This is a genomic window from Streptomyces sp. NPDC005266 (assembly GCF_040607655.1).
Lineage (GTDB): Bacteria > Actinomycetota > Actinomycetes > Streptomycetales > Streptomycetaceae > Streptomyces.
In genome coordinates, this window is record NZ_JBEXHC010000006.1 from 112,753 (window position 1) to 136,588 (window position 23,836).

Below are 23,836 nucleotides of genomic sequence, written 5' to 3' on the forward strand. Positions count from 1 at the left end.
AGACCTCCACCATCTAGGACATCCGGCCGTTGGGGCCGCGCTGCTCAGGGTCCGGTCCAGGCTGGGGCCGGGGCCGCGGCTGTGGCTGTGGCTGGGGTTGCGGTGGCGACGGTGGCTGTGGTGCCGAGGGCTGGGCCTGCGGCTGCGGCTGCGGCTGTGGTTGCGGCTGCGGCTGTGGTTGCGTCTGCGGGTTCGGCCGCGGCTGCGGGGGCGAAGGCGGTGGGGACGCCGTCGGGGACGTTCGGTTGCTGACCCGACGCCCGGAGGCGGGCGGTCGGGACTCCTCCGCCTCGGTGGACGCGTCCGTGTTCCCCTCGTTCTCCGCCGCCTCGCCCTCTTGCTTGCGCTTCTTCCACTTGTCTCCGAGCTTCCCGCCCAGCTTGTAGCCTGCCACGACCGGGCCCACGGCGACCTTGCCGGCGACCCGGCCCGCGGTCGGGGCCGTTTTGTTGACCACGTTGTGGGTCTTGTCGACGAGCCTGGCGCTGGGCGCCTCGGCCATGTCGCGCACGCCGAGCACGTCCTCCGCGCCTGCGATCTTCGGGCTGAAGCTGCCGGAGAGCAGCTTCTTGAGCATCATCAACACCGCGATCGTGACCAGCAGGAGCAGCAGCAACTGCATCCCGAGGGCGATCTGGATGGGCAGGATCATCTGGTAGAGGACGAGCAGGACGGTGAGGATGACGCCGAAGCCGGCCCGCAACACGAAGGCGTGGATGAACGTCTCCAGCCAGCCCTTGAGGATCTTCTGCTGCGAGGGGTGGATACCGAGGGTGGCCACCAGCGGCAGCAGGATGATCAGGATCAGCGTCACGGCGTGCCACAGCAGGGTGAGCACGCTGAGCAGGATGACCATCACACCGACGATCAGGGACGCGACGATGGAGTAGAAGGCGATGCCGACCCGGTTGCCGGCGTTGTTGCCGGCCCAGTCCTTGAAGATGTCGCCGTGCTCCCCCTTCGCTACCTCCTTCCGGATCTGTGTCCAGTCCTCGAATTTGTCCACGTGATTGCCACGCCAGATGGCCGCGATGTTATCGGGATCGAATTTTTCGGGTTTTTTGAAATAGTCCTTGTTCGTCTGTGACTGGGCCACGAGATGCCGCATCCGAAGGTCCTCGCAGCGGGCTCCCTTGCCCCATTCGCACTCCTTGGACTTGTCGCTGGGCGTGCATCCCTTCTCGTCGTCGATGATGCACGTCTTGCCGGCGTCGCCGAACTGCCCGAGCGCCCAGGGGCGGAACGCCAGGGTGTCGTAGATCGAGCAACTGGACACCCGCATACCCCGGTTGGGTTCGGTACCGGGCGGCAGATCACAGGGCGGCCCCATCGTGCCGGAGGCACCGGACAGCATCGCTTCCGTCAGCAGTGCGTTGGCCTCGGCTATCCAGCCGTCGGTGTCCCGGACGATCTTGTCGTAATTGCCGCCGGTGAGAAAGGCCATGACGGCGACGATGGTGAGAGCGGCCCAGGACACGCCCGCCCAGATCTCCCGCATCTCCCCCTTGCGCCATTTCGCGAACACCCACAGGCCGGTGAGCAGGATCATGACGGGGACGGCGGGCCGCAGCACGTTTTTCTTCAGCGTCTTGACGACGTTGTCCCGGCCCTCGTACAGCCCGCTGAGCGGACTCGGGTTGGTCGCGGATTCCTTGATGCTGATGGCCGCGCGGGTCAGCAGCTTGGTGCCGTTGAAGATGGAGTCCGCGATGCCGTTCTGGACGTAGTCCATGACGCTGCAGTTGTCGGCGCCGCTGCCCCAGTCGCCGTTGTCCTCACTGGCGTCACCTTTGCCCTTGAAGGTCATCGACCAGTTCATGCCGCGCATGCCGTTGAGCTCGTAGAGCGTGTACGCCTGCGGGGGCTTGGGCATCCTGACCGCGCCACTGACCGTGCCGCCGCGCACCTGCTTGGCCAGCGAGCCTTCGCCGGGCTTCGCGTTCTTGTCCCACTGCCGGACGGCGGGCATCAGCGACTCGCCGTTGTTGCCCGGCGTGTCCATCTGATAGCTGTCGTCGCCCGTGATGTCGCACGAGAATCCCGCGTACGCCGGTGCGGGGGTCGCCAGCGACAGGGCTATCAGGGACAGCCCCAGAAACAGGACGGCCCGTACGGCGACACCGACCCTGACGATACGGCGGCGCAGAGCACCGGGCGGAAGCATAGGCATTCCTCTGGATGAGATTCGGCAAAGAGGCTGAGACGGGGAGGGGCGGGGTGGGGCGGGTCAGCTGCCCGTGAAGTCGGTCAGCACGCAGCCGTCGACCAGCGCCTGCTTCTTCTTGTAGCCACTGGGCGGTGCGAAGGACGGGTCGCAGTTCAGATTCAGCAGGCCGGTCCGCTCCAGGCCACCGGAGCCGCCGCCTGAGAAGTCCACCGCGAAGTTGTCACCCACGTAGAACTTGCCCGTGCCGTCCGCGGAATCCGCGTTGTGCGTCTTGTAGTTCCGCTGGAACTGCTTCATGTTCTTGGGGAGATAGACGACGTAGCTGTTGGTCCACTTCTCCCCGCAGACGCCCTCTTCCTTGATGCCCCAGGCCGCGGCCGCACGCTTCTCCGCCTCGGACGGGTCGTCGGAGAGCCAGTCGAGGTACGTGCCGTTGAGCCGGTCGTCGTTCTTGTCGGTGCTGAGCGCGGAGCAGTCCACGTACGTGCCGAGGAAATCCTGAATGTCCCGCAGGCTGTCGGCGTGCGGCAGCGCGTCCTTCTTCGACTGTCCGACGCCGTCCTTGCCGCCCTTTCCCGCGTCATCGGATCCGCAGGCGCCGGCCGACGCGAGAGCCACCAGCGTCGCGCCCAGGGTGAGAGTGCGCTTCATCCGCATGGGGTTCTTCGCCTTCCTCAGTGTTTCGTGGTGAGTTGCGCCGCTGCCGACGACGCACTGGTGGCGGACGCCGCGTCGTCCGCGGCCTCCTGGAGGTACGTCCAGTTCCAGACGCTCGGGGGCGCGTCGACGCCCTGGCGGGCCGGGCGGGTGGTGCCGTTGGTGTCCGTGGCGGCGAGGATCTCCTTGAAGACCAGGTCGACCGCGACCGTGCCGACCCGCTTGTCCGCGTCGCGCTGCAGGCAGACACCGGTGCGCAGCTCCTGGAGGGCGCTCAGCACCTTCGGGTCGTCCTCGGGCCGGCCGAGCAGCGGGGCGACCAGGGACGCCTCCTGGGCGGACTTCTGCTTGAAGGCGAAGACCGTGTGGATCTGGTTGGCGCCGCCGCTGCGCGCCTCGGAGTCCTCGATCTGCACCAGGTCGATGGCCTGCTGGGTGATCAGCACGGTGACCGCGAGATAGGAGCGGCCCTGCTTGAGCGCCCGGCGCATCAGATCGCGGCCGGCCTCGGTCGCGGTGACGACGTACGCCTCGTCGACGAAGAGCGCCTTGGGGCGCAGCCCGACCTCGCCGGTGACGGGGTTCTTCTCGTACCCGACGTCCAGCATCTGGCTGCCGAGCTCCACGACGGCCATGAGCGCGGTGGCCGCCAGCCGTTCCGCGGGGTTCCAGTTGCGCGGGTCGGAGGCGGAGGGGGACTGGAAGCCGCGAAGGGTGATGACCGTACGGCGCTTGCGCATGCTGGACAGCGGTTGCGGGCGCTCGGCGAACGCGAGCCGGGCGTAGGGGAGGGTGCGCAGCTCGGTGAGGAGCATCTGCGCGAGCTTGAGGTCCTTCACGGCCTCGCGCTCGCCGCTGGCGACGGCCTGCTCATAGGCGTTCACGACCTCGTCCACGACCTGCCACAGCGTGGGCCGCGGCACCTGGAGTTCGGCGTCGCGTGCGCTCAGGCCCCGCTCGACGGCCTGCCGGACGGCGGAGTTGTACCAGCCGACGACGGTGGCCATGGCCTCGATGACCGGGAGCCGGACCCGCTGGTAGTCCTCGTCGCCGAGGAATCCGCGCAGCATGCTCTCGGCGAGGAGGCGGCCGGAGGCGACATCGCGGGCGATCACCCACGGGTCGAGCACCCCGGCCTGCCCCTTGAGCAGGTCGACGACCTCGGTCTCGGCCCAGAACTCCGGGTTGACGGGCTGGAACCGGCTCTGCGGGGTGCCGAGGAGGCCCGCGTCGGCGTCCGCGCTGAACGCCGGGTCGTTGACCTGGGATCCGAAGGCCAGGTAGTAGCACAACTGGGCGAAGTCGGTCTTCGGGTCGATGACCAGGCAGCGGACGCCCGACTCCGACTCCTCGTAGAACTTCTGCAGAGCCAGCGAGGACTTGCCACCACCGGACGCGCCGACGATGGCCAGCCCGCCGCCGTCGTTACGGGCCGGGCCGACGTGCAGCGAGTAGTGCACCGGCATCTTCCCGGCCCAGCCGACCAGGTTGCCGACCCAGCCGAGCCGCTTGCCGGAGCGGTGCTCGGGGTTGTCGCCCAGCTCGGTGCCCGCGGTGGGCAGTCCGGCGCCCAGCTGCTCGACCTCCTGCAGCCGCAGATACGGGGCGATGGGCAGGCTCGGCGCGTCGCCGGGCAGCTGGGACTGGAGCAGCCGCCACTGCTGGCGGGTCGGGCGCAGCAGCGTCACCTTCAGGTCCTGCTTGAACTGCATCTCCAGGACCCGCCGGCGCCGCTCCAGCTCCTTGACGTCGGGCGCGGAGATGGTGAAGCGGATCTGCGCCTCCAGACCCGGCATCTTGTGCTCGTCGATGTCCTCGCACAGGCTCTGGGCGCGGGCCACCTGGCTGGAGAGCTTGGAGTCCGGCTGGCGGCCGGAATTGACCATGTCGTTCATCTCGTCGACGAGGTTGCCGCTGATCTTGTTGGCCCGGTCCTTGAACTTCAGATGCGGGATCAGGGTGAACCGCATGTCGATCTCGACCGGGAACTCGACGTGCTGGGCGGCGTAGCGGGCCCAGGCCGTGCTCTGCCGGAAACGGGTCTCCGCGGGCCAGTTGGCGGCGACCAGCGTCGTGGTGTAGCTGGTCTGCTGCTCGCCGGTCTCCTCGTCGTACTGGTGCAGCACGATATGTGTCTTGCGGTTCTCCCCGGAGAAGTCGACGACCAGGTCGAACTGGTCCGGACCCCAGGAGCGGCTGCCGAGCACCGGCTCCGGCGGCACCGGCAGATCGCCGTGCAGCGGCTTGCGGATGAGCCAGACCAGCTCCTCGCGGGTGAGCGAGGTGCCCTTCAGCCCCTCCAGGCTCTCGTGCACCTCGGAGGCGACCTGGGTCCACTCGGCGAGCACCGCCGGCGACAGATACTCCTCGGTGACGCCGGTGGCGGCGGCCGTGGCCTGGTCGGCGATGCCGATGGCACCACGCAGCAGCCCGGGGTCCTCGTGCGGTTCGGCCTCCGCGGGCAGCACACCGTTGCCGCCGCGCTTGAGCGAGCCGAGCTTGACCAGCAGGATGTTGCGCTCGCGCATCGCGCCGATGCGCTCCTGGTATTCGGCCTTGCGCAGGTTGTACGCCTTGTAGTTCTCGGTCGGGTCCCAGGCCACCGCGTTGAGATCCTCGGCCCAGTTCAGCGCGGTGATCGGCTGGTAGACCTTGCGGTAGTGACACTCGACGTTGCGGTCGCCGCGGGCGAGGTTGAGCAGACCGCGGGCCGGCGCCTCCGCCATCGCCTGCAGCTCGGCGGCGTTGAGGTATTCGTCGATGGCGGTCGGCAGCACCAGACCGGTCCACACGGAGTCGCCGTGGACGAAGATCGTGTCGTCGGCGTAGCGGTAGGGCAGCCGCAGCGCCTCATGAGGGGCCTTGGCTTCCCGGCCGCCGCCCCCGGACGACGGGCGCGCGGACTGCCCCCGACCCTGGCCCTTCCCCTTGGAAGTGGCGGCCATGATCGCGGCTACCACGAAGAAGGCGAGTGCGCCGCCCAGAAGGATCAGCAAGAACATGGAGGAGTCATCCCGCGGTGGTGTCGGACAGGCCGTCGCCCGGTGTGGGGCAGACGGCTGCTGCGGAGAAGGGGGTGCCGCGTTCGGCGGCGGTCCGGCGCGCCGCGCCGTAGCGCGCGTGCCATGAGGAGGAACCCGGCTGCCAGAGGATGACCTGCCAGTGCAGCTTCTCCGGTTCCCGGTCGGCGGAGAGCCCCTGCAGCCGCTTGGGCTGCAGCCAGTAGTCCACCCAGACGACCAGCTGCTGGCTCAGCGTGAGCGCCGAGGGCAGCGGCCGCCCCCAGACGAAGTAGATCGCGAAGGGCGGCCCGAAGTAGAGGACCGACGTCCACACCGACATCCCGAGGAAGGGGAGCACGGCCGAGAGCGACAGCAGCACGATCAGCCAGAGCAGGCCGAAGACGAACGCCGCGCCCAGCGCGGGCAGCAGCAGGCCGGGAAGCGGGATGTTCCCCCAGTTCCAGATCCGCTTCGGGCGGTTGAGCAGGTCGGTGTGGTCGTAGGCGACCATGGGCTCGGATGGTCCATTCGCCATCAGCCGCTCCCCTCGCACAGGTCATGGCGGTCGAAGGCGGCAGACGGCGGGTCTGCCGGCCGTCGCATTACTGCTTGCCGCTGCCGATCTGGCCGCCCAGCCCTATCAGCACGGAGGCGAGGCCGCTGGCGCCGCCGATGATCAGCGCGGCCAGTGCGATGACGCCGAAGCCCTGGAAGGCCTCGCGCATGCCGTCGCCCTTCTTCATCGACATCAGCATCCGGATACCGAGGATCAGCAGGGCGATGACGGCGACCATCGTGCCCGCGGAGCGCAGGATGCTCTCGATGCTGCCGAACATGTCTTTCATCGTGGTGGCTGCCATCGTGGTGGCTGCGAACTCCATGATGTGGTTCCTTTCGGGAGAGGTGGCGTGTGCCCGGTGCCGGGCACACGGTGTGGGCGGATCGGGTCAGGGCGTGCGGTGCTTGCCCGTGGCGGCTCCGGATCGCTTGCCGGACTGAGCCGCGGTGGGGTCCGGCGACGGGGTGCCGCCGGACGGGTCCGTCGCGTCGTCCCCCGTGTCTTCCGGCGTCTGGACCTGGCCGTTGTCGGCGCGGCCGCCGTCGGGGTCGAGGACGCCGCCGTGGATGTTCTGGACGAACCAGCCCTGTTCGGTGTTGACCACGGTCATCCGGTACGCGCGCTTGACGGTCTCGCCGTGCGCGCCGGTCCACTCGACCCGCACCCGGACCTGTACCTGCTGGTCCGTCTTGTAGTGGTACGAGTCGGAGCTGTCCACGCCCTTCGGGAGCAGCGCGTCCACCTCGCCGACCTTCGGATCCGTGAGACGGCCCGCCAGCCCCGCCGTGGCCGGCCCGGTCGCGTCGGGGGTGAGGAAGCGCGTCATCGCGGTGGCGTCCGAGGCGCCCCAGGCCTCGAAGTAGCCGGGCAGCACCTTCTTCTGGAGCTGCGAGGACAGCGCGTCGTCGATCGCGTCGTCGCCCTGGTCGATCTCGGGTACGGAGCCACGCGAGGGCATGGGCATCTCGCCCACGTCCCCGGCGATGCGCAGCCCCTCGCCGTCGGTGAGGTCCTTCACGTACACCGGGACGCTCAAGGTGGTGACCCGGCCCGTGTCCAGGCGGACCTGGATACCCAGATAGCGTCCGTGGTCGCCGTACTCCGGAAGCTTCTCGACGGTGCCGTCCCAGGTGGCGCTGACGGCGCGCTGGGTGCCCTGGCCGCTCCAGCCGCACTCGCCGTCGACCCCTGAGGACGCGAAGCCCGCCAGCGCCTTGCGGCGCTTCTCGGCGGTCTGCGGGGAGTAGGTCAGGCACTGGAGGGCGTAGTGCTCGGCGAAGGTGGCCGCAGCCTGGGTGGGGAAGTCCGTCAGCCGGTAGCGGTCGGCGTCCTTGGCGGACAGAGCCGCCGTCTGTGGGGTGTTCGACTTGCCGATGACCAGGCCCATCACCCCGCAGGAGCCCAGGGCGAAGAGGCAGGTGGTGGCCAGCAGCGTCGCTCGCAGGGCGACATGGGTACGGCGCCCGCCGGGGATTCGGCCGCCCGGCTTGGGTACGTCGAAGGAACCGTCGCGGCCCTTGCCGGTCGCCTGCCCCGTCGACGGAGCCGTCGGGGCCGCAGCCGTCGGGGCCGGAGCCGCTGCCGCTGTGGCCGTCGGCTGTGCGGTGGTGGCACTGCCGCCCTTGCCTCGTCCCTTGCGCTCCTCGCGGGCGGCCTTCTTGGCCTCGTACGCGGCCTTGCGCTCGGCCCGCGCGCGCTCACGGAGCTCCCTCTTCGCGCGCTTCGCGTCCCCCGGGGTCCGGGCGTCGCGCGGCGGCAGCGGGGGAACGGCGGCCTGGCTCGGCGGTACGGCGGCCTGCGGCGCGCGGCGGACCCACGCGGCGGCCACCTGGGCGCGCGCCGCGTCGGGGGACAGGGACTGTTGCTGAGGCTGTTGCTGCTGGGCTTGCTGATACGCCGAGGACTGCTGCGGGTACGCCTGCTGCTGTGCGGGCGCGTTGGCCGCGTAGGGATCGGAGGGATGACCGAAGGATGCGGGGCGTCCCTCGGGCTCGCCTCCGCCGACCGCGCCAGCAGGGCTGTTGTGGTCCGTCATCGACTCGGTGTCTCCAGCGTCTTTCGGTCGCCGACCGCCTCGGCATGTCCGACGGCGGGTGCTGGGATTCAGCCAGCTGTTCGGGCAGTCTGACAAAGAGTTGTCGCACCACAGCACTGAATTTCCTCGCCGGACAGGGGGAGGAAGGGCCGGGATTCACGCCGGGGAAAGCGATGAGGAAAGCGCGAGGAAAGTGTGGGGAATGGTTGCGGGGAAAGACGGAAGGGGATCGCCCGCCGCTGACACAGCCCCCGGCGACAATGCGCGCGGCCCCGTGCCCGTCACCATGACCCGCCCCCGCCCCGCCGCCGCCCCGAAGGATCTGAGTTGAGCGACCAGCCCGCCCGTCCGCAGCCGACCGACCCGCGCGTCTGGAACCCGGCCGCGGTGCCGCAGCAGCCGCTGCCCGCGGAGCATGCCTGGGTGGACGGCTACGAGCCCGGCAACCCCTGGCAGGCCAGGCTCTGCGTGCGATCCGCGCAGGGCACCGTCGCCTATCCCCTCACCCCGCACACCATGCCCGAACTCCTGGAGGCGCTGGTGCGCGTGGCCGAGGAGCAGCAGGGGCTGCCGGTCACCGGCACGCGGCAGGAAGACGCCCCGGAGCAGCCGCAGGCCGAGGCCGAGGAGAACCATGCCGCGCCGGCGCGGCTGAGCAAGAGCCCCGCCGCGCGCCTGACGGGATGGGCCGTCGTCCACGATCTGTGGGAGCGGGAGGACCCCACGGCCCGGCTGGTGATGGGCGCCGTGGTGGTGGCCCTTCTCGTCGTCGGCATCTTCCTGGCCTGACCGCGCCCGGAGGCCGGTGCCCGGCTCTCCACCATGGGGTGGCCTTCGAGTGGACCCCGGCCGAGTGACCCGGCGGGAAAGCCGATTTCCTCGCGCGGGAGTCGCTCGGTCCCTCGGCGCCCCGGATGAGGAAAGCGGCCGCCGTGCTGCTACAGCCAGTGCCTACCGTGGCCCGGTCACCCGACCACGACAGCCCGACCGGCACACAACACAGGGAGGCCCGGGGCCATGGAGCCGGATCCGGAGCACAAGCGGACGGCGCTGCTCGCCCTGGGGGTGCTGGGGGCGCTGCTGATCGCTGTGCTGGTCGTCTTCACCATGTTCAGCGGGGACGACGAGGGGTCGGGGACGGACGGCTCCGGCACGTCGGCCACCGGTTCCGCGCAGGACGCCGACGGAGGTTCCGGCGCCGGCGGTGCGGACGGAGGCCAGGAGGCGGGAGTGGGGCCCATCATTCCGCTCTCCGAGGTCGCCGACGCCCACAAGGTGATGGTGGCGTACCTGGCGGGTACCGCCACCTACGACCACACCAGCACGGCCGGCTCCTGGGCGCCCCCGCTGCTGGAGCTGACCACCGGCGACATGACCATGAAGCAGGAGACGGCCCTGCCCAGCGGCAAGGAGTGGGCCGCCTGCAAGGCGGCCAAGTGCTCGTCGAAGGGGCGGGCCACGGTCGAGCGCGACGCGCTGATCTCCGACGATGTGACGCGGGGCAGCGGTCAGACGATCTCCAGCGTCGTGAAGCTGACGACCACCCGCACCGAGGGCGGGTCCAAGTCCGCCGAGTCCAACTCCTGGCTGGTCAGTGCCAAGAAGGTCGGCGGGCAGTGGCGGGTTTCCGGTTTCAGCCTGTTCGGCCTCGGCAACGCGGGCGCCTCCGACACGACGGGGGAGTGAGGCGCGGATGGTGGCACCGGCCGTTCTGGCGGCCGCGAAGGCAGCGTCCAAAACCGCGAAGGCCGCGAAGGCGGCAGCCCAGCTGGCGGGCGGTCAGGGTGACGGCGGGGGTGGCAAGAAGAAGGGCGGCGGCCCGCTGAAGTTCCTCGTCGGGGGCGGCGGATGCATGACGCTCGGGATGCTGGTCTTCTTCCTCGTCATGATCCTCATGGCGTCGTTCATCGGGGGGATGGGCGGTGGCGCGGCGGGGGCGGCCTGCAGCGACTACGACGACACCGCCGACTCCGGCAACTCGGGCGACGCGGCGGCGACCAACCCGATCATGCCGGCGGGCAAGATGTACATGCCGAGCGAGACGGCGCGTAACGAGATACCGCCGAAGATGATCCTCGCGTCAATGCGCGCCGCCGCCCACTACAAGGGCCTGGACTGGACCCTGATCGCCGGTCAGATGTATCAGGAGACCAAATTCGGCCAGGACCCGTCGGCCGCCCCGGGCGGCCACAACAGCCTCGGCTACGCGGGCATTCTGCAGTTCGGCAAGCCCGCGTGGCACGACTACGGCGCCGACGGCAACGACGACGGGCAGAAGGACCTCTACAACATCGACGACGCGGCGTACGGCACGGCCAACTATCTGCACGCCGAGCACGCCGAGACCAACCCGGCCGAGGCCCTGCGCGTCTACTCCGGCTCGACCACGTCCAACACCATCTACATGCGGGTCGTGCTCACCCAGGCGGCCCGCTACCGGGGTGTCCTCACCGGCGACAAGGACCTGATCAAGCGCTGGTACGCGCATCTGAAGAAGACCATCGACAAGAACCCCGGCTTCCCCACGCTCGGCAAGCAGTCCGACATCCCCGAGCCGGTCAACAACAACGCCCAGCCCACCAACGCGCTGTCCATCTCCGCCACCCCGGCCAAGTCCTGGTCCACCCCGCCGCTCGACGGCGGTACCCCCGACACCGAGCAGGCCGCCTTCCACATCCCGGCGGACGGTACCGGCACGGGGACGGGTACAGACGCGGCGGGCCCGGCCATCGCCCCGGCCGCCTTCAGCCGTCCTCTCGCCAAGCCCGCCCCCGACCCCTCGGGGCAGACGGGCGGCAAGGACTGGCAGATGCCGCTGAAGAAGGGGACGTACCAGATCGGCACCCGCTACAAGGAGCGGGGCAACATGTGGAGCCTCGGGTACCACACCGGGCTCGACCTCGTGGCCCCGGCGGGGACCCCGATCTACGCCCCGGCCGACGGCACCGTGACCAAGGCGGGCCCCGGCGGTTCGTACGGCAATGAGACCGAGATCCGGCACAAGGGCGGCACGGTGACGCTGTACGCCCACCAGACCAAGATCATGGTGAGCGCCGGGCAGAGCGTGAAGCGCGGCGACCAGATCGGCACGGTCGGCGCCACGGGCAATGTGACCGGTCCCCATCTGCACTGGGAGGTGCGGCTGCCGGGCGTGGACAACCCGTTCGTGGCGGGCCAGGACCAGGGCCCCGGCATGGTGGACCCCGAGGACTGGATGAAGGGCAAGGTGACCGCCAAGCCCGACTACGGCACCATCCCCGGCGGCGACGGCAAGCAGACGAGCAAGGACGACGACTTCAAGGGCTGTGCGAACGAGCACAAGGGCCCGGCCATCGCCCCGGACGGTGTGGGCGCCACGGGCGTCATGCCGGACGCCGACGACCCGGTGATCCGGGCGGTGCTGGGCTGGGCGCAGCGCGGCATCGGCACTCCGTACGTCCTGGGCGCGCCGCGCCTCCAGGGCCAGAACCCGACCAGCTTCGACTGCTCCAGCTTCACGCAGTGGGCGTACTACATGGCGAGCAACGGGAAGATCAACATCGGGTCGACCACCTTCGACCAGGAGCCGCATCTGAAGGCGCACGAGGTCTCCCTGTCGCAGGCCCAGCCCGGTGACGTGATCTTCTTCAACCCCAGCTCCCGCGGCTCCGAGCATGTCGGGCTGGTCTGGGACCCCAAGGGACACAAGATCATTCACGCCCCGCGGCCCGGCACGACCGTCCGGTTCTCCACCTGGGACGTCCAGGACAAGGTCACCGGCGTGTACCGGGTGCCGATCCCGAAGGGAACCAACCCCGTCGAAGGCGACGGCAAGAGCAGCGATTCCACCGACTGACGGAATACGGAGAACATGGGGAAGCTCAAGGGCCAGGTCGGGATGGAGGCGGTCTCACCAGCTCATGACCTGGCCGCCGCCACGACCGGGACCGGCGCCCTGGTCTGGCAGCCGGCCGAGGGCAAGGAGCTGTGGACCCAGGGCGAGGACGAGAACGCCCTGAACACCCGGAGCATCTCCCCGCACGGGGTCCTGTACGGAACGGCCGACGGGAGCCCGTCCGGCCTCGCCGTCGATGCCCGCACCAAGAAGGTGCTCAGCAGGAAGCTGGGCGACCTCTTCCCGGCCTTCAACGAGCCGACCGGCTACGGCTGGTTCGGCACCAAGGACGGCCTCTTCGTCTTCCCGTCCACCGCCGTGTGACACCAGGACGCAACCCATGGCGGACGTGCGGGGCCGGACCGGACTCAGTCCCCCTCCGGCCCCGGTTCGGCCTCCATGATCCGCAACCCCCGCGCCACGGCGTACGGCAGGATCGTCACCGCCACGCCCGGCAGCTGCTCCAGCGCCTTGGCCAGCGACTCGGCCGTCCCCCGGTGCAGCAGCTTGCCCAGTGGTGAGGCGTAGGTGCGGCGGGGCACCAGCAGGGTCAGGGCGGTCTGGCCGTCCTCGGTGGTACGGGCCGCCAGCTCCATCACCGTGTGGCGCAGCCGCCGGTCGGGGCACTCCACGACCTCCAGCGCCACGCTCACCCCGCGGGTCGCCTCCCAGCGGGCCATCAGCCGGCGGGCATGACTCTCGTCGACCATGATGTGCACGGCGCGGACCTCGTCGGGGCGCAGCTCATGCGCGTACCGCAGCGCCTTGACCGTCGCGAGGTCGATGCTGTCCGCCAGGACGTAGACGATATGGCGCCGCCAGCGCGGCAGGTCGTCGCCGGGGCGCGGGACCGCCTCCAGGGCGGCGGTCTCCGCGCGGTACTCGCGGTTGATCCGGATCAGCGCCCAGACCCCGAGCGGGAAGACCACCACGACCAGCCAGGCGCCCTCGGTGAACTTCGTGACGGCAAAGATCAGTACGACGGCGGCGGAGACGGTCGCGGTGGCGAGGTTGACGGCGATCTTCCAGGCGCGGCGCGGTTCGCGCCGGCGCAGATGGTAGGCGGTCAGCCCGGCTCCGGCCATGGTGAAGGCGGTGAACACGCCGATCGCGTACAGCGCGACCAGCCGGTCCACATTGGCGTCGGTGACCAGGAGGAGGGCGAGCGCGACGACGGCCAGCGCGACGATCCCGTTGGAGAAGGCGAGCCGGTGGCCGCGCCGGGTCAGCTGTCGGGGCAGAAAGCGGTCCTCGGCGACGAAGCTGGCCAGGAAGGGGAAGCCGGTGAAGGGGGTGTTGGCGCCGGTGTAGAGGATGAGCGCGGTCGCCAGCTGGACGAACGCCAGCCCCAGCGCGCCCGGTACGCCGCCGCCGAAGACCAGATGGGCCTCCTGCGCGATCACGGTCGGGGTGCCGTCCCGGTAGGGGATGGCGTGGGTGAAGTGGGCGAGGGCGGATACCCCGAGCACCAGGATGCCCAGGACGCAGCTCATGGTGATCAGCGTGCGGCGGGCGTTGAGGCCCTGGGGCTCGCGGAAGACGGAGACGCTGTTGGAGATCGCCTCCAGACCGGTCAGCGAGGAGCCGCCGTTGGCGAACGACCGCAGCACGATGAAGAGCGAGGCGCCGTAGAGCAAGCCGCTGCCCGGCGTGCCGAGGTCCACCGCGCCCGCGGCGTGCACATCGGCGTGCGGCAGCCGTCCGGTGAGCCCGCGGACCACCCCGACCACCAGCATCAGCCCGACGGCGACGATGAACAGGTAGGCGGGCACCGCGAAGACCCGCCCGGCCTCGCGCACCCCGCGCAGATTGCCGTAGGCGAGGAGCAGGATCACGGCGGCGCTCAGCGGCAGTTGGAGACGGTCGATCGCGGTCCATCCGCCACCGATGAGATGGGCGAACGAGATGATCGCGTTGGTGCCGGCCGAGACCTGGACGGCGACGGTGACGATGTAGTCGACCAGCAGTGCGACGGAGGCGATCTGGGCGATGTCCGGGCCGAAGTTCTCGCGTGCGACGACATAGGAGCCGCCCGCGCGGGTGTAGATCGTCACCACATCGCTGTAGCAGAGCGTGACCAGCGCCAGCACCAGCAGGATCGCCCCGGTCACCGGCAGGATGAGGGTGAACGCCGCGACACCGATGACCGGCACCAGGACGCGCAGTATCTCCTCGCTGCCGTACGCCGTGGACGAGAGGCAGTCGGAGGCGAGCACCCCGAGGGCGGCCGGATTGCGCAGCTTCTCGCGTCCGATCCGCTCGGTGACGAGCGGTGGGCCGAGCAGCATCCGCTTGAGACGGTAGACGGGGCGGTCGGGCGGCTGGAGCGGTGCGGCGGTGTCGGCCATGGGCATATGAGAGCGGGTGCCTGGCCGGGGCGCCTTCAGACGCTCCGGCCGGGCACCCGCCTGCGCCCGTACGTACGAACGCGCCCGGTGACCGGGGGTGGCTCAGCCGACGACCGTCCAGGTGTCGTTCCCGGCGAGCAGCGCGCCGAGATCGCCCTTGCCCTTCAACTCCACGGCGGCGTCGAGTTGCTCGGACATCTGGTCGTCGTAGACGGGGCGGGTGACATCGCGCAGCACGCCGATCGGGGTGTGGTGGAGGGTGTCGGCGTCGGCGAGCCGGGTCAGCGCGAAGGCCGTGGTGGGGGAGGCGGCGTGGGCGTCGTGAACCAGGATCCGGTGCTCGTTGTCCGCGGTGACCGTGACCACCTCCAGGTCGCCGGTGGCCGTGTCGCGCACGACGCCCTTGCCGAGGTCGGCGCCGAAGCGGATGGGCTTGCCGTGCTCCAGCCGGATCACGGCCTCCTGGGCCCGGTCCTTGTCCTTGAGGGCTTCGAAGGCGCCGTCGTTGAAGATGTTGCAGTTCTGGTAGATCTCCACCAGCGCGGTGCCCGGGTGGGCCGCGGCCTGCCGCAGCACCTCGGTGAGGTGCTTGCGGTCGGAGTCCACCGTGCGGGCGACGAAGCCCGCCTCGGCGCCGATGGCCAGCGACAGCGGGTTGAAGGGCGCGTCGAGCGAGCCCATCGGGGTGGACTTGGTGATCTTGCCGACCTCGGAGGTCGGGCTGTACTGCCCCTTGGTCAGGCCGTAGATCCGGTTGTTGAACAGCAGGATCTTCAGATTGACGTTACGGCGCAGGGCGTGGATGAGGTGATTGCCGCCGATCGACAGCGCGTCGCCGTCACCCGTGACGACCCAGACCGACAGATCCCGGCGGGAGGCGGCGAGCCCGGTGGCGATGGCCGGGGCACGGCCGTGGATGGAGTGCATCCCGTAGGTGTTCATGTAGTACGGGAAGCGGGAGGAGCAGCCGATGCCGGAGACGAAGACGATGTTCTCCTTCGCCAGGCCCAGTTCGGGCATGAAGCCCTGGACGGCGGCGAGGATGGCGTAGTCACCGCACCCGGGGCACCAGCGCACTTCCTGATCGGACTTGAAGTCCTTCATGGACTGCTTGGCGTCGGCCTTGGGGACCAGGGAGAGCGCGTCGAACCCCGGTGCGCCGCCCGTGAGGGTCTCAGTCATCGATGACCTCCTTAAGGGCCGTGGCGAGCTGCTCGGCCTTGAACGGCAGCCCGCGGACCTGCGTGAAGGAGCGGGCGTCGACCAGGTAGCGGGCGCGGATGAGGGTGGCCAGCTGGCCCAGGTTCATCTCCGGCACCACCACCCTCTCGTAACCCTTCAGCACCTCACCGAGGTTGGCCGGGAAGGGGTTGAGATGGCGCAGATGGGCCTGGGCGATACGGTCGCCCGCCGTACGGACCCGGCGGACCGCGGCGGTGATCGGGCCGTAGGTCGACCCCCAGCCCAGCACCAGCGTGCGGGCGTCACCGGTCGGGTCGTCCACCTCGATGTCGGGCACCTGGATGCCGTCCACCTTCGCCTGGCGCGTGCGGACCATGTGGTCGTGGTTGGCCGGGTCGTAGGAGATGTTGCCCGTGCCGTCCTGCTTCTCGATGCCGCCGATGCGGTGCTCCAGGCCCGGGGTGCCGGGGACGGCCCAGGGGCGGGCGAGCGTCTCCGGGTCGCGCTTGTACGGCCAGAAGACCTCGGTGCCGTCCTCGGTGGTGTGGTTGGGGCCGGTCGCGAACCGCACCCGCAGATCGGGCAGATCGTCGATCTCCGGCACTCGCCACGGCTCCGAGCCGTTGGCCAGATAGCCGTCGGAGAGCAGGAAGACCGGGGTGCGGTAGGTCAGCGCGATCCGGGCGGCGTCCAGGGTGGCGTCGAAGCAGTCGGCCGGGGTCTTCGGGGCCACGATCGGCACCGGGGCCTCGCCGTTGCGCCCGTACATCGCCTGGAGCAGGTCCGCCTGCTCGGTCTTGGTCGGCAGTCCCGTGGAGGGACCGCCGCGCTGAATGTCGATGACCAGCAGCGGCAGCTCCAGCGACACCGCGAGCCCGATCGTCTCGGACTTCAACGCCACTCCGGGCCCCGAGGTCGTGGTGACGGCGAGCGCCCCGCCGAAGGCGGCGCCGAGGGCCGCGCCGATACCGGCGATCTCGTCCTCCGCCTGGAAGGTCCGCACACCGAAGTTCTTGTGGCGCGACAGCTCGTGGAGGATGTCGGAGGCCGGGGTGATCGGGTACGAGCCCAGGAACAGCGGCAGATCCGCCTGGCGCCCCGCGGCGATCAGCCCGTAGGACAGCGCCAGGTTGCCGGAGATGTTGCGGTAGGTGCCGGGCGGGAACGCGGTGGCGGCGGGCGCCACCTCGTAGGAGACGGCGAAGTCCTCCGTCGTCTCACCGAAGTTCCACCCCGCCCGGAAGGCGGCCACATTCGCCTCGGCGATCTGCGGCTTCCTGGCGAACTTCTGCCGCAGGAACTTCTCGGTGTTCTCGGTCGGGCGGTGGTACATCCACGACAGCAGCCCGAGCGCGAACATGTTCTTGCTGCGCTCGGCCTCCTTGCGGGACAGGCCGAAGTCCTTCAGCGCCTCGATCGTCAGCGTCGTCAGCGGCACCGGATGGACGTGGTAGCCCTCCAGCGAGCCGTCCTCCAGGGGGCTTTGGGCGTAGCCGACCTTGGCCATCGGGCGCTTGGTGAACTCATCGGTGTTGACGATGATTTCCGCGCCGCGCGGCACATCGCCGATATTGGCCTTCAGCGCGGCCGGGTTCATCGCCACCAGCACGTTCGGTGCGTCACCGGGGGTGAGAATGTCGTGATCGGCGAAGTGCAGCTGAAAACTCGACACCCCCGGCAGCGTGCCGGCGGGGGCGCGGATCTCCGCGGGGAAGTTCGGCAGGGTGGACAGATCGTTGCCGAACGACGCCGTCTCCGAGGTGAATCGGTCACCCGTGAGCTGCATACCGTCACCGGAGTCACCCGCGAACCGGATGATCACACGGTCCAGACGGCGGACTTCCTTGCCGCCGTCCGGTGTTCGCTGTCCCCCGGCGAGCGCCCGCTCGCCCCGCTGATCGGCTGGTTCGGCCTGCTCGGCCGGGCTACTGACCTGGCTGGTCACTGCTTCGGACCTCCCTTGAGGCGGCGCTCCTGGACAGTCGGTGCCGACCGGTTGTCCCATGACCATCGTACGTCGGTAAGGTCCGCCTTCCTTGGCCGGATCATATGGTGGACGTCGCCATAAGAAACCTTTATGTCGTGGTTTGGCGCGGCTTGTCCCTATCTCCGTGCCGCCGATTCCGGTGATCCTACGTTCAGCCCTTGGCCTCGCTGTGGATCCGCGCTCAGGAGTTGAGATAGGTCAGGACCGCGAGCACCCGACGGTGATCTCCGTCACTCGGTGACAGGCCGAGCTTCAGGAAGATGTTGCTGACGTGCTTCTCGACCGCGCCGTCGCTCACCACCAGCTGCCTGGCGATCGCCGAGTTCGTCCGGCCCTCGGCCATCAGCCCCAGCACCTCCCGCTCCCGCGGGGTGAGCCCGGCCAGCACATCCTGCTTACGGCTGCGGCCCAGCAGCTGGGCGACGACCTCCGGGTCCAGCGCCGTACCGCCCCGGGCCACCCGCACCACGGCATCCACGAACTCGCGCACCTCGGCCACCCGGTCCTTGAGCAGATAGCCGACCCCGCGGCTGGATCCGGCCAGCAGCTCCGTGGCGTACTGCTCCTCCACGTACTGCGACAGGACCAGCACCCCCAGCCCCGGATGGTCGCGGCGGAGCCGGACGGCCGCCCGCACCCCCTCATCGGTGTGCGTCGGAGGCATCCGCACGTCGGCCACCACCACATCCGGCAGCGCGCTCTCGTCGGCCAGCTCCTGGACCGCCTTGATCAGCGCTTCCGCGTCCCCGACGCCCGCGACGACGTCATGCCCCCGGTCGGTCAGCAGCCGGGTCAGCCCCTCCCGGAGCAGCACCGAATCCTCGGCGATGACCACCCGCACTCTGTCCTCCACGATGCACGGCCCCCGTTCCCTCGGTCTGGTCGGGACCAGCATCCCAGGATTCGGACGCTCGCGTCGCGCATAACCGGCGGGGCAGGGGGCGTGCAGGGGTCCGGGGCGCCCGTCTCGTCGGGCGCCCGTGATCGCAGGCGGCGTCCCGTCCGGGGCGCCCGCCGTCACCGCCAGGGGAGCCCGGCGGTCACCGCCAGGGGAGCCCGGCGGTCACCGCCAGGGGAGCCCGGCGGTCACCGCCAGGGGAGCCCGGCGGTCACCGAGGTCGGGCCGCCGGCCGGGGAGTGGACGACGAGGATGCCGTCGACCGCGTCGACGCGCTCGGCCAGCCCGGCCAGCCCCGATCCGGCGGAGGTACCGGCCCCGCCCCGGCCGTCGTCCGTGATCCGCAGCATCACCCGGTCCGCGGCGCGCCACACATCGACCTCCGCCGATCTGGCGCCGCTGTGCTTGCTGATGTTCTGCAGCAGCTCGGAGACGGTGAAGTAGGCGATGCCCTCGATGGCGGCCGCGGGCCGCTCCGGCAGATCCACCGTGACCGTCACGGGCACGGTGCACCGGGCCGCCAGAGCGGACAGCGCGGGGCCGAGCCCCCGGTCGGTGAGGATCGCCGGATGAATCCCGCGGGCCAGGTCGCGCAGCTCCCGCAGGGCCAGCTTCACCTCGCCGTGCGCCTCGTCGACCATCTTGGCCGCCGCCTCCGGATCCTCCTCCAGCTTCTCCTTCGCCAGACCCAGGTCCATGGCGAGCGAGACGAGGCGTGCCTGCGCCCCGTCGTGCAGATCCCGCTCGATGCGCCGCAGATCCTCGGCGGCGGTGTCGACGACCGTGCCCCGGTCCGTCTCCAGCTCCCGGACCCGGGTCGCCAGCCGGGACGGGCCGAGCAGCGAGGCCACCATCAGCCGGTCCACCGTGGTCAGCGCCCGCATCACCCACGGGGTCAGCAGCACGATCACCGCGCCCAGGACGAAGGCCCCGGCGATCTCGAAGGGGGAGTCGATCCAGAAGCCGCTCTCCGCGTCGCCGTCGCCCCACAGCTGCAGGCCCGGCTGGTCGGTATAGGTGGGGAAGACCCACTGCCACAGCGGATACGTCACCAGGCCCCAGCCGTAGAAGGTGAACACCACCGAGAAGACGAACCCGAAGATCGCCCAGGGCAGGTGGAGCAGCGCGTAGAGCACATGGCGCCAGGACGTGCCGCTCTTGAGCAGCGCGCCCACCCAGGCGACCGGGCCGCCGTGCCTTCCCTCCCGGCGGCCTTGCGGACGCAGCACCGGCTCGGGCTCGGCCACCGGGGAGCCGAGCAGCGCACGGGCGCGGGCCCGCTCGACGGCGCCGAGCGCCCGGCAGCCCGCGAGGGCGACGCCGAGCACCGGGATGCCGAGGAAGGTGATCAGAAGCCCGGCGCCGAGCGCGAGCATCGTGACCGTCCAGGTGAAGGTGACGATGGCCATCGGCAGGCTGATCACCAGATAGAGCAGCTCGCACCAGACGCGGGCCTCGAACGGCGCTCTCAGCGCCGCGGGCACCACGTGGCCACGGGGCTCGGTCTTCGGCCCGTACGGTCCGTATGCGGTGGCCATCGTCTCGTCCGTCCGTTCTCTGAGAACCGGGTGGGTGGTGTCGCGGCGTTTCCGTCATTCAGCGTTGATCCAGCGTCCCGGAGCGCGGCCGGCCGGACCATCGGGCAGGGGGGCCTCTTCAATGGGGGGCTAGCCCTACCTCCGGCAATGGGGGGCTAGCCCTACCTCCGGCGCACGCCCGGGGACACCGCCGAGCCCGCCGCCGTTCCGGTGCGCTCGCGCCAGGGCAGCTCGGCGGTCACGGTCGTCGGCCCGCCGGACGGCGAATCCACCACGAACAGCCCGTCGACCGAGCCGAGCCGCTCCGCCAGCCCCGCCAGCCCGCTGCCCCCGTCCGTGGTCGCCCCGCCGCGCCCGTCGTCCCGCACCTGGATCAGCAGCCTGCTCTCCGAGCGCCACAGCTCGACCTCCGCCCTGCGGGCGCCGCTGTGCTTGCTGATGTTCTGCAGCAGCTCGGAGACGCTGAAGTAGGCGATGCCCTCGATGGCCGGCGCGGGCCGGTCGGCCAGCTCGACCGAGACCGTGACCGGTACGGTGCAGCGCGCGGCCACCGCGGACAGGGCGGGGCCGAGCCCCCGGTCGGTGAGGATCGCCGGATGGATGCCACGGGCCAGGTCGCGCAGCTCCTGCAGGGCCAGCTTCACCTCACCGTGCGCCTCGTCGACCATCCTGGCCGCCGCCTCCGGATCCTCCTCCAGCTTCTCCTTCGCCAGCCCCAGCCCCATGGCCAGGGCCACGAGCCGCGCCTGCGCCCCGTCGTGCAGATCCCGCTCGATGCGCCGCAGATCGGCGGCGGCGGTGTCGACCACCGTGCCCCGGTCCGACTCCAGCTCCGCGATCCGCCGCTCCAGCTCGTCGGAGGGGGACAGCAGCCCGCGCACCAGCGCCCGGTCCACATTGGTCAGGGCACGGGCGACCCATGGCAGCACCGGCCAGCCGACGAACAACCCGGTCAGGGTGGTGGTGAAGGTGAGGACGCCCCAGGGCAGCCGGATCCCGGCATAGAGCGTGGAGCGCCAGCCGACCGGGTCCCGCAGGCTCGTCCACAGCCAGCCGAAGAAGCCGCCGTCCCGCCGGCGCGGCATGGGGCTGGGCTCCTCGATCCGCACGGACAGCAGCGCCCTCGCCCGCGCGCGCTCGAACCGGCCGAACAGCCGGCTGCCCAGCAGACCCAGGGCGAGCAGCGGCAGCCCCACCACCGTGATCGACATGCCGACGCCCACGGAGAGCCAGGTCACGGCGTAGACGAAGCCGATGATGCCGAGCGGCAGATTGGCCAGGAGATGGGCGATCTCCTTCCAGGTCTGCGCGGGAAAGGCAACGGCAGGCGGGCGCGGCAGCCGCTCGGCGCCGTCGCCGTCGCGGCCCGCGCCGGGGGAAGGGGAGGTCATAGCCGCCAAGACTGCCCGGCCCCGGGCGGCCGCGCCATGGGGTACATCGCCGGTCGGTGGTGGGGCTACCCCCACCGCATGCTGGACGGGCCGGTCAGCCCGGCACCCACAGGGCCTAGACTCCCTGCGTACGGATCGTCGAACATACGAGGTCGACGACGAGCGGGCAGGATCAGGGAGCGAGGGGCGGACGTGCCGGAGGCGACGACCGTACGCACGGCCAGCGTCGAGCTCGCGGCCGACTACTTCCAGGGTTACTCCGTGGTAGGTCTGCTCGCGGCGGTCGGAGTGATCTTCGTCGCCGTGGCCTTCGGGGCCGGGCGGCTGCTGCGGCCCGTGGTGCCGACCCCCGAGAAGCTGCTGACCTACGAATGCGGCGTGGACCCCGTGGGCGAGGGCTGGGCACACACCCAGGTCCGCTACTACGTCTACGCTTTCTTGTACGTGATTTTCGCGGTGGACTCGATCTTCCTGTTCCCCTGGGCGACGGTCTTCGCCGCACCCGGCTTCGGCGCCGCCACGCTGGTGGAGATGTTCATCTTCCTCGGGTTTCTCGCCGTAGGTCTGCTGTACGCATGGAAGAAGGGCGTCCTGGAATGGACGTGACACCGACCCCGACGGCTCCCGTGGATCTCCCGGAGCCGCGCCGCCTGGGCCCGCTCGCCCGGCTGGCCCCCGAGCCCATGAAGGTGGTCCTGAACTGGGGCCGCCGCTACAGCCTGTGGGTGTTCAACTTCGGGCTCGCCTGCTGCGCCATCGAGTTCATCGCGGCCTCGATGGCCCGCCACGACTTCATCCGGCTCGGCGTGATCCCCTTCGCGCCGGGGCCGCGCCAGGCCGACCTCATGGTCGTCTCCGGCACGGTCACGGACAAGATGGCCCCCGCCGTGAAGCGGCTCTACGAGCAGATGCCGGAGCCGAAGTACGTGATCTCCTTCGGGGCCTGCTCGAACTGCGGCGGCCCCTACTGGGACTCGTACTCCGTGACCAAGGGCGTCGACCAGATCATCCCCGTCGATGTGTACGTTCCCGGCTGCCCGCCCCGACCGGAAGCGCTGCTCCAGGGCATCCTCAAGCTCCAGGAGAAGATCGCGCGCGAGTCGCTGAGCGAGCGGTACGCGGCAGACGGCACCACCACCGCCTCAGGCCGCGCGGCCGCGGGGCGCCCGTCCACGGCCGCGCTGCGCAGCGGGCTCGTCACGCCGCCCCCGGCCACCGGGCCGAAGGGGGAGGACACCCGATGACCACCGGCTGGCTGCCGCGCCCCGCCGACGAGCTGTTCGGCGAGGGTGCCACGGCGGAGGAGGCGTACGGCCTGCTGACGGTCGACGTCCCCGCCGACGCCTGGATCACGGCCCTGGAGACGGCCCGCGATGAGCTGGGCTGCACCTATTTCGACTGGCTGAGCGCGGTCGACGAACCCGGTACCGGCTTCCGGGTGGCGGCGTACGTGGTCGCCCTCGGCACTCCGTCTGCCGTGTCCGGCCCGTCCGGCCCGTCCGGCCCGGCGGTGCGCGGTCTGCTGGTCCGCACCACCGTGCCGCACGAGGCGGCCACGCTGCCCACCGCGACCGGCGTCTACGCCGGTGCGGCCTGGCATGAGCGCGAGACCCACGAGATGTTCGGGATCGGCTTCACCGACCACCCCCACCTCGCGCCGCTGCTGCTCCCCGACGGCTTCGAGGGGCATCCGCTGCGCAAGGACTTCGTGCTGGCGGCCCGGGTCGCCAAGGCATGGCCGGGCGCGAAGGAACCGGGGGAGTCGGGCACCGGCCATGGCACCAAGCGGCGGCAGATGCTGCCGCCGGGCGTCCCCGACCCCAACGAATGGGGCCCCCTCAAGGGCCAGCTCCCACCCGCCCCCTCCCGCCCGGCCCGCGCCGCCCGCACGGGCCCGGCAGCCGACCGCCCGGCCCGCCGTACCCGCACGGCGACGGCGGGCTCGGCCAGCCAGTCGGCTGCCGCCGGGGCACCGACGGCGGAGGGCGCGGCTCCGGCCGAGCGTCCGGCGCGCCGTACGCACGGCGCGAGCGAGGGTCCGGCGAGTCGGCAGGCGGCTGCGGCTGAGCCGTCGGCGGAGGCCGCGAGCGAGCGGGCGGCCGCCGGCGCCGAGGCGCGGCCGGTCACGAGGACGCCGGACGCGTCGGGCGAGGTCCCGGCCGAGCGCCCGGTTGGTCGCGCGGGTACCGCGAGCGAGG

General features: G+C 70.7%; 19 protein-coding genes. 7 read left to right on the top strand and 12 right to left on the bottom strand.

Annotated features, from left to right (window positions below; all coding sequences use genetic code 11):
- Positions 1-13: 13 nt before the first annotated feature.
- The 6 genes from ABZU99_RS14035 to ABZU99_RS14060 all read right to left on the bottom strand — a co-directional run bounded on the left by ABZU99_RS14035 (position 14) and on the right by ABZU99_RS14060 (position 8,420).
- A complete protein-coding gene (locus ABZU99_RS14035) occupies positions 14-2,164 on the bottom strand; it encodes a hypothetical protein (RefSeq protein ID WP_356042933.1) in 2,151 nt (716 codons plus the stop codon).
- Positions 2,165-2,227: 63 nt separating this feature from the next.
- Entirely contained in the window at positions 2,228-2,818 is a 591-nt protein-coding gene (locus tag ABZU99_RS14040) for a hypothetical protein (RefSeq protein ID WP_356042936.1), read from the bottom strand.
- Positions 2,819-2,841: 23 nt separating this feature from the next.
- The gene (locus ABZU99_RS14045) at positions 2,842-5,826 is read right to left on the bottom strand and encodes an ATP-binding protein (RefSeq protein WP_356042938.1); all 2,985 of its coding nucleotides are present in this window, start codon (positions 5,824-5,826) and stop codon (positions 2,842-2,844) included.
- Between the two features lie 7 nt (positions 5,827-5,833).
- Entirely contained in the window at positions 5,834-6,361 is a 528-nt protein-coding gene (locus ABZU99_RS14050) for a hypothetical protein (protein WP_355940153.1), read from the bottom strand.
- Between the two features lie 67 nt (positions 6,362-6,428).
- Positions 6,429-6,707 carry a hypothetical protein gene (locus ABZU99_RS14055; RefSeq protein ID WP_355940156.1) on the bottom strand — a complete coding sequence of 93 codons (279 nt, stop codon included), beginning with the start codon at positions 6,705-6,707 and terminating at the stop codon, positions 6,429-6,431.
- Between the two features lie 66 nt (positions 6,708-6,773).
- Entirely contained in the window at positions 6,774-8,420 is a 1,647-nt protein-coding gene (locus tag ABZU99_RS14060) for a conjugal transfer protein (protein WP_355940159.1), read from the bottom strand.
- A 327-nt stretch (positions 8,421-8,747) separates the two neighbouring features.
- Here ABZU99_RS14060 and ABZU99_RS14065 point away from each other — a divergent pair, with 327 nt between their 5' ends.
- The 4 genes from ABZU99_RS14065 (at position 8,748) to ABZU99_RS14080 (ending at position 12,618) form a co-directional block, all read left to right on the top strand.
- Positions 8,748-9,209 carry a hypothetical protein gene (locus tag ABZU99_RS14065; RefSeq protein ID WP_356042942.1) on the top strand — a complete coding sequence of 154 codons (462 nt, stop codon included), beginning with the start codon at positions 8,748-8,750 and terminating at the stop codon, positions 9,207-9,209.
- A gap of 228 nt (positions 9,210-9,437) precedes the next feature.
- Positions 9,438-10,106 (top strand): hypothetical protein, encoded by a 669-nt coding sequence (locus ABZU99_RS14070; RefSeq protein WP_355940165.1) that lies wholly within the window; start codon positions 9,438-9,440, stop codon positions 10,104-10,106.
- Positions 10,107-10,113: 7 nt separating this feature from the next.
- On the top strand, positions 10,114-12,255 hold the full coding sequence (locus tag ABZU99_RS14075; RefSeq protein WP_356042945.1) for a peptidoglycan DD-metalloendopeptidase family protein: 2,142 nt from the start codon (positions 10,114-10,116) through the stop codon (positions 12,253-12,255).
- Positions 12,256-12,270: 15 nt separating this feature from the next.
- Positions 12,271-12,618: a hypothetical protein gene (locus ABZU99_RS14080; RefSeq protein WP_356042948.1), complete on the top strand. Its 348-nt coding sequence runs from the start codon at positions 12,271-12,273 to the stop codon at positions 12,616-12,618.
- A gap of 44 nt (positions 12,619-12,662) precedes the next feature.
- Here ABZU99_RS14080 and ABZU99_RS14085 read toward each other — a convergent pair whose 3' ends face one another.
- From ABZU99_RS14085 to ABZU99_RS14110, 6 genes are all read right to left on the bottom strand, one after another.
- On the bottom strand, positions 12,663-14,642 hold the full coding sequence (locus ABZU99_RS14085) for an APC family permease (RefSeq protein WP_356042951.1): 1,980 nt from the start codon (positions 14,640-14,642) through the stop codon (positions 12,663-12,665).
- A gap of 102 nt (positions 14,643-14,744) precedes the next feature.
- Entirely contained in the window at positions 14,745-15,824 is a 1,080-nt protein-coding gene (locus ABZU99_RS14090; RefSeq protein ID WP_355940176.1) for a 2-oxoacid:ferredoxin oxidoreductase subunit beta, read from the bottom strand.
- On the bottom strand, positions 15,817-17,769 hold the full coding sequence (locus ABZU99_RS14095) for a 2-oxoacid:acceptor oxidoreductase subunit alpha (protein WP_356042954.1): 1,953 nt from the start codon (positions 17,767-17,769) through the stop codon (positions 15,817-15,819). Before ABZU99_RS14095 ends, ABZU99_RS14090 begins: the two co-directional genes overlap by 8 nt.
- 223 nt (positions 17,770-17,992) lie before the next feature.
- On the bottom strand, positions 17,993-18,664 hold the full coding sequence (locus ABZU99_RS14100; RefSeq protein WP_355940182.1) for a response regulator transcription factor: 672 nt from the start codon (positions 18,662-18,664) through the stop codon (positions 17,993-17,995).
- Between the two features lie 233 nt (positions 18,665-18,897).
- Positions 18,898-20,247, bottom strand: coding sequence for a sensor domain-containing protein (locus tag ABZU99_RS14105; protein ID WP_356042957.1), 1,350 nt, complete (start codon positions 20,245-20,247; stop codon positions 18,898-18,900).
- Positions 20,248-20,408: 161 nt separating this feature from the next.
- Positions 20,409-21,638: a sensor domain-containing protein gene (locus tag ABZU99_RS14110; RefSeq protein WP_356042960.1), complete on the bottom strand. Its 1,230-nt coding sequence runs from the start codon at positions 21,636-21,638 to the stop codon at positions 20,409-20,411.
- A 192-nt stretch (positions 21,639-21,830) separates the two neighbouring features.
- Here ABZU99_RS14110 and ABZU99_RS14115 point away from each other — a divergent pair, with 192 nt between their 5' ends.
- The 3 genes from ABZU99_RS14115 to ABZU99_RS14125 form a co-directional block, all read left to right on the top strand.
- A complete protein-coding gene (locus ABZU99_RS14115; protein ID WP_355940190.1) occupies positions 21,831-22,244 on the top strand; it encodes an NADH-quinone oxidoreductase subunit A in 414 nt (137 codons plus the stop codon).
- Positions 22,235-22,882, top strand: a complete 648-nt coding sequence (locus ABZU99_RS14120) for an NADH-quinone oxidoreductase subunit B family protein (RefSeq protein ID WP_355940193.1) — start codon at positions 22,235-22,237, stop codon at positions 22,880-22,882. The genes ABZU99_RS14115 and ABZU99_RS14120 overlap by 10 nt, the downstream gene beginning before the upstream one ends.
- The coding region (locus ABZU99_RS14125) for an NADH-quinone oxidoreductase subunit C (RefSeq protein ID WP_356227831.1) at positions 22,879-23,836 on the top strand (958 nt) is incomplete at its 3' end. The genes ABZU99_RS14120 and ABZU99_RS14125, both read left to right, overlap by 4 nt.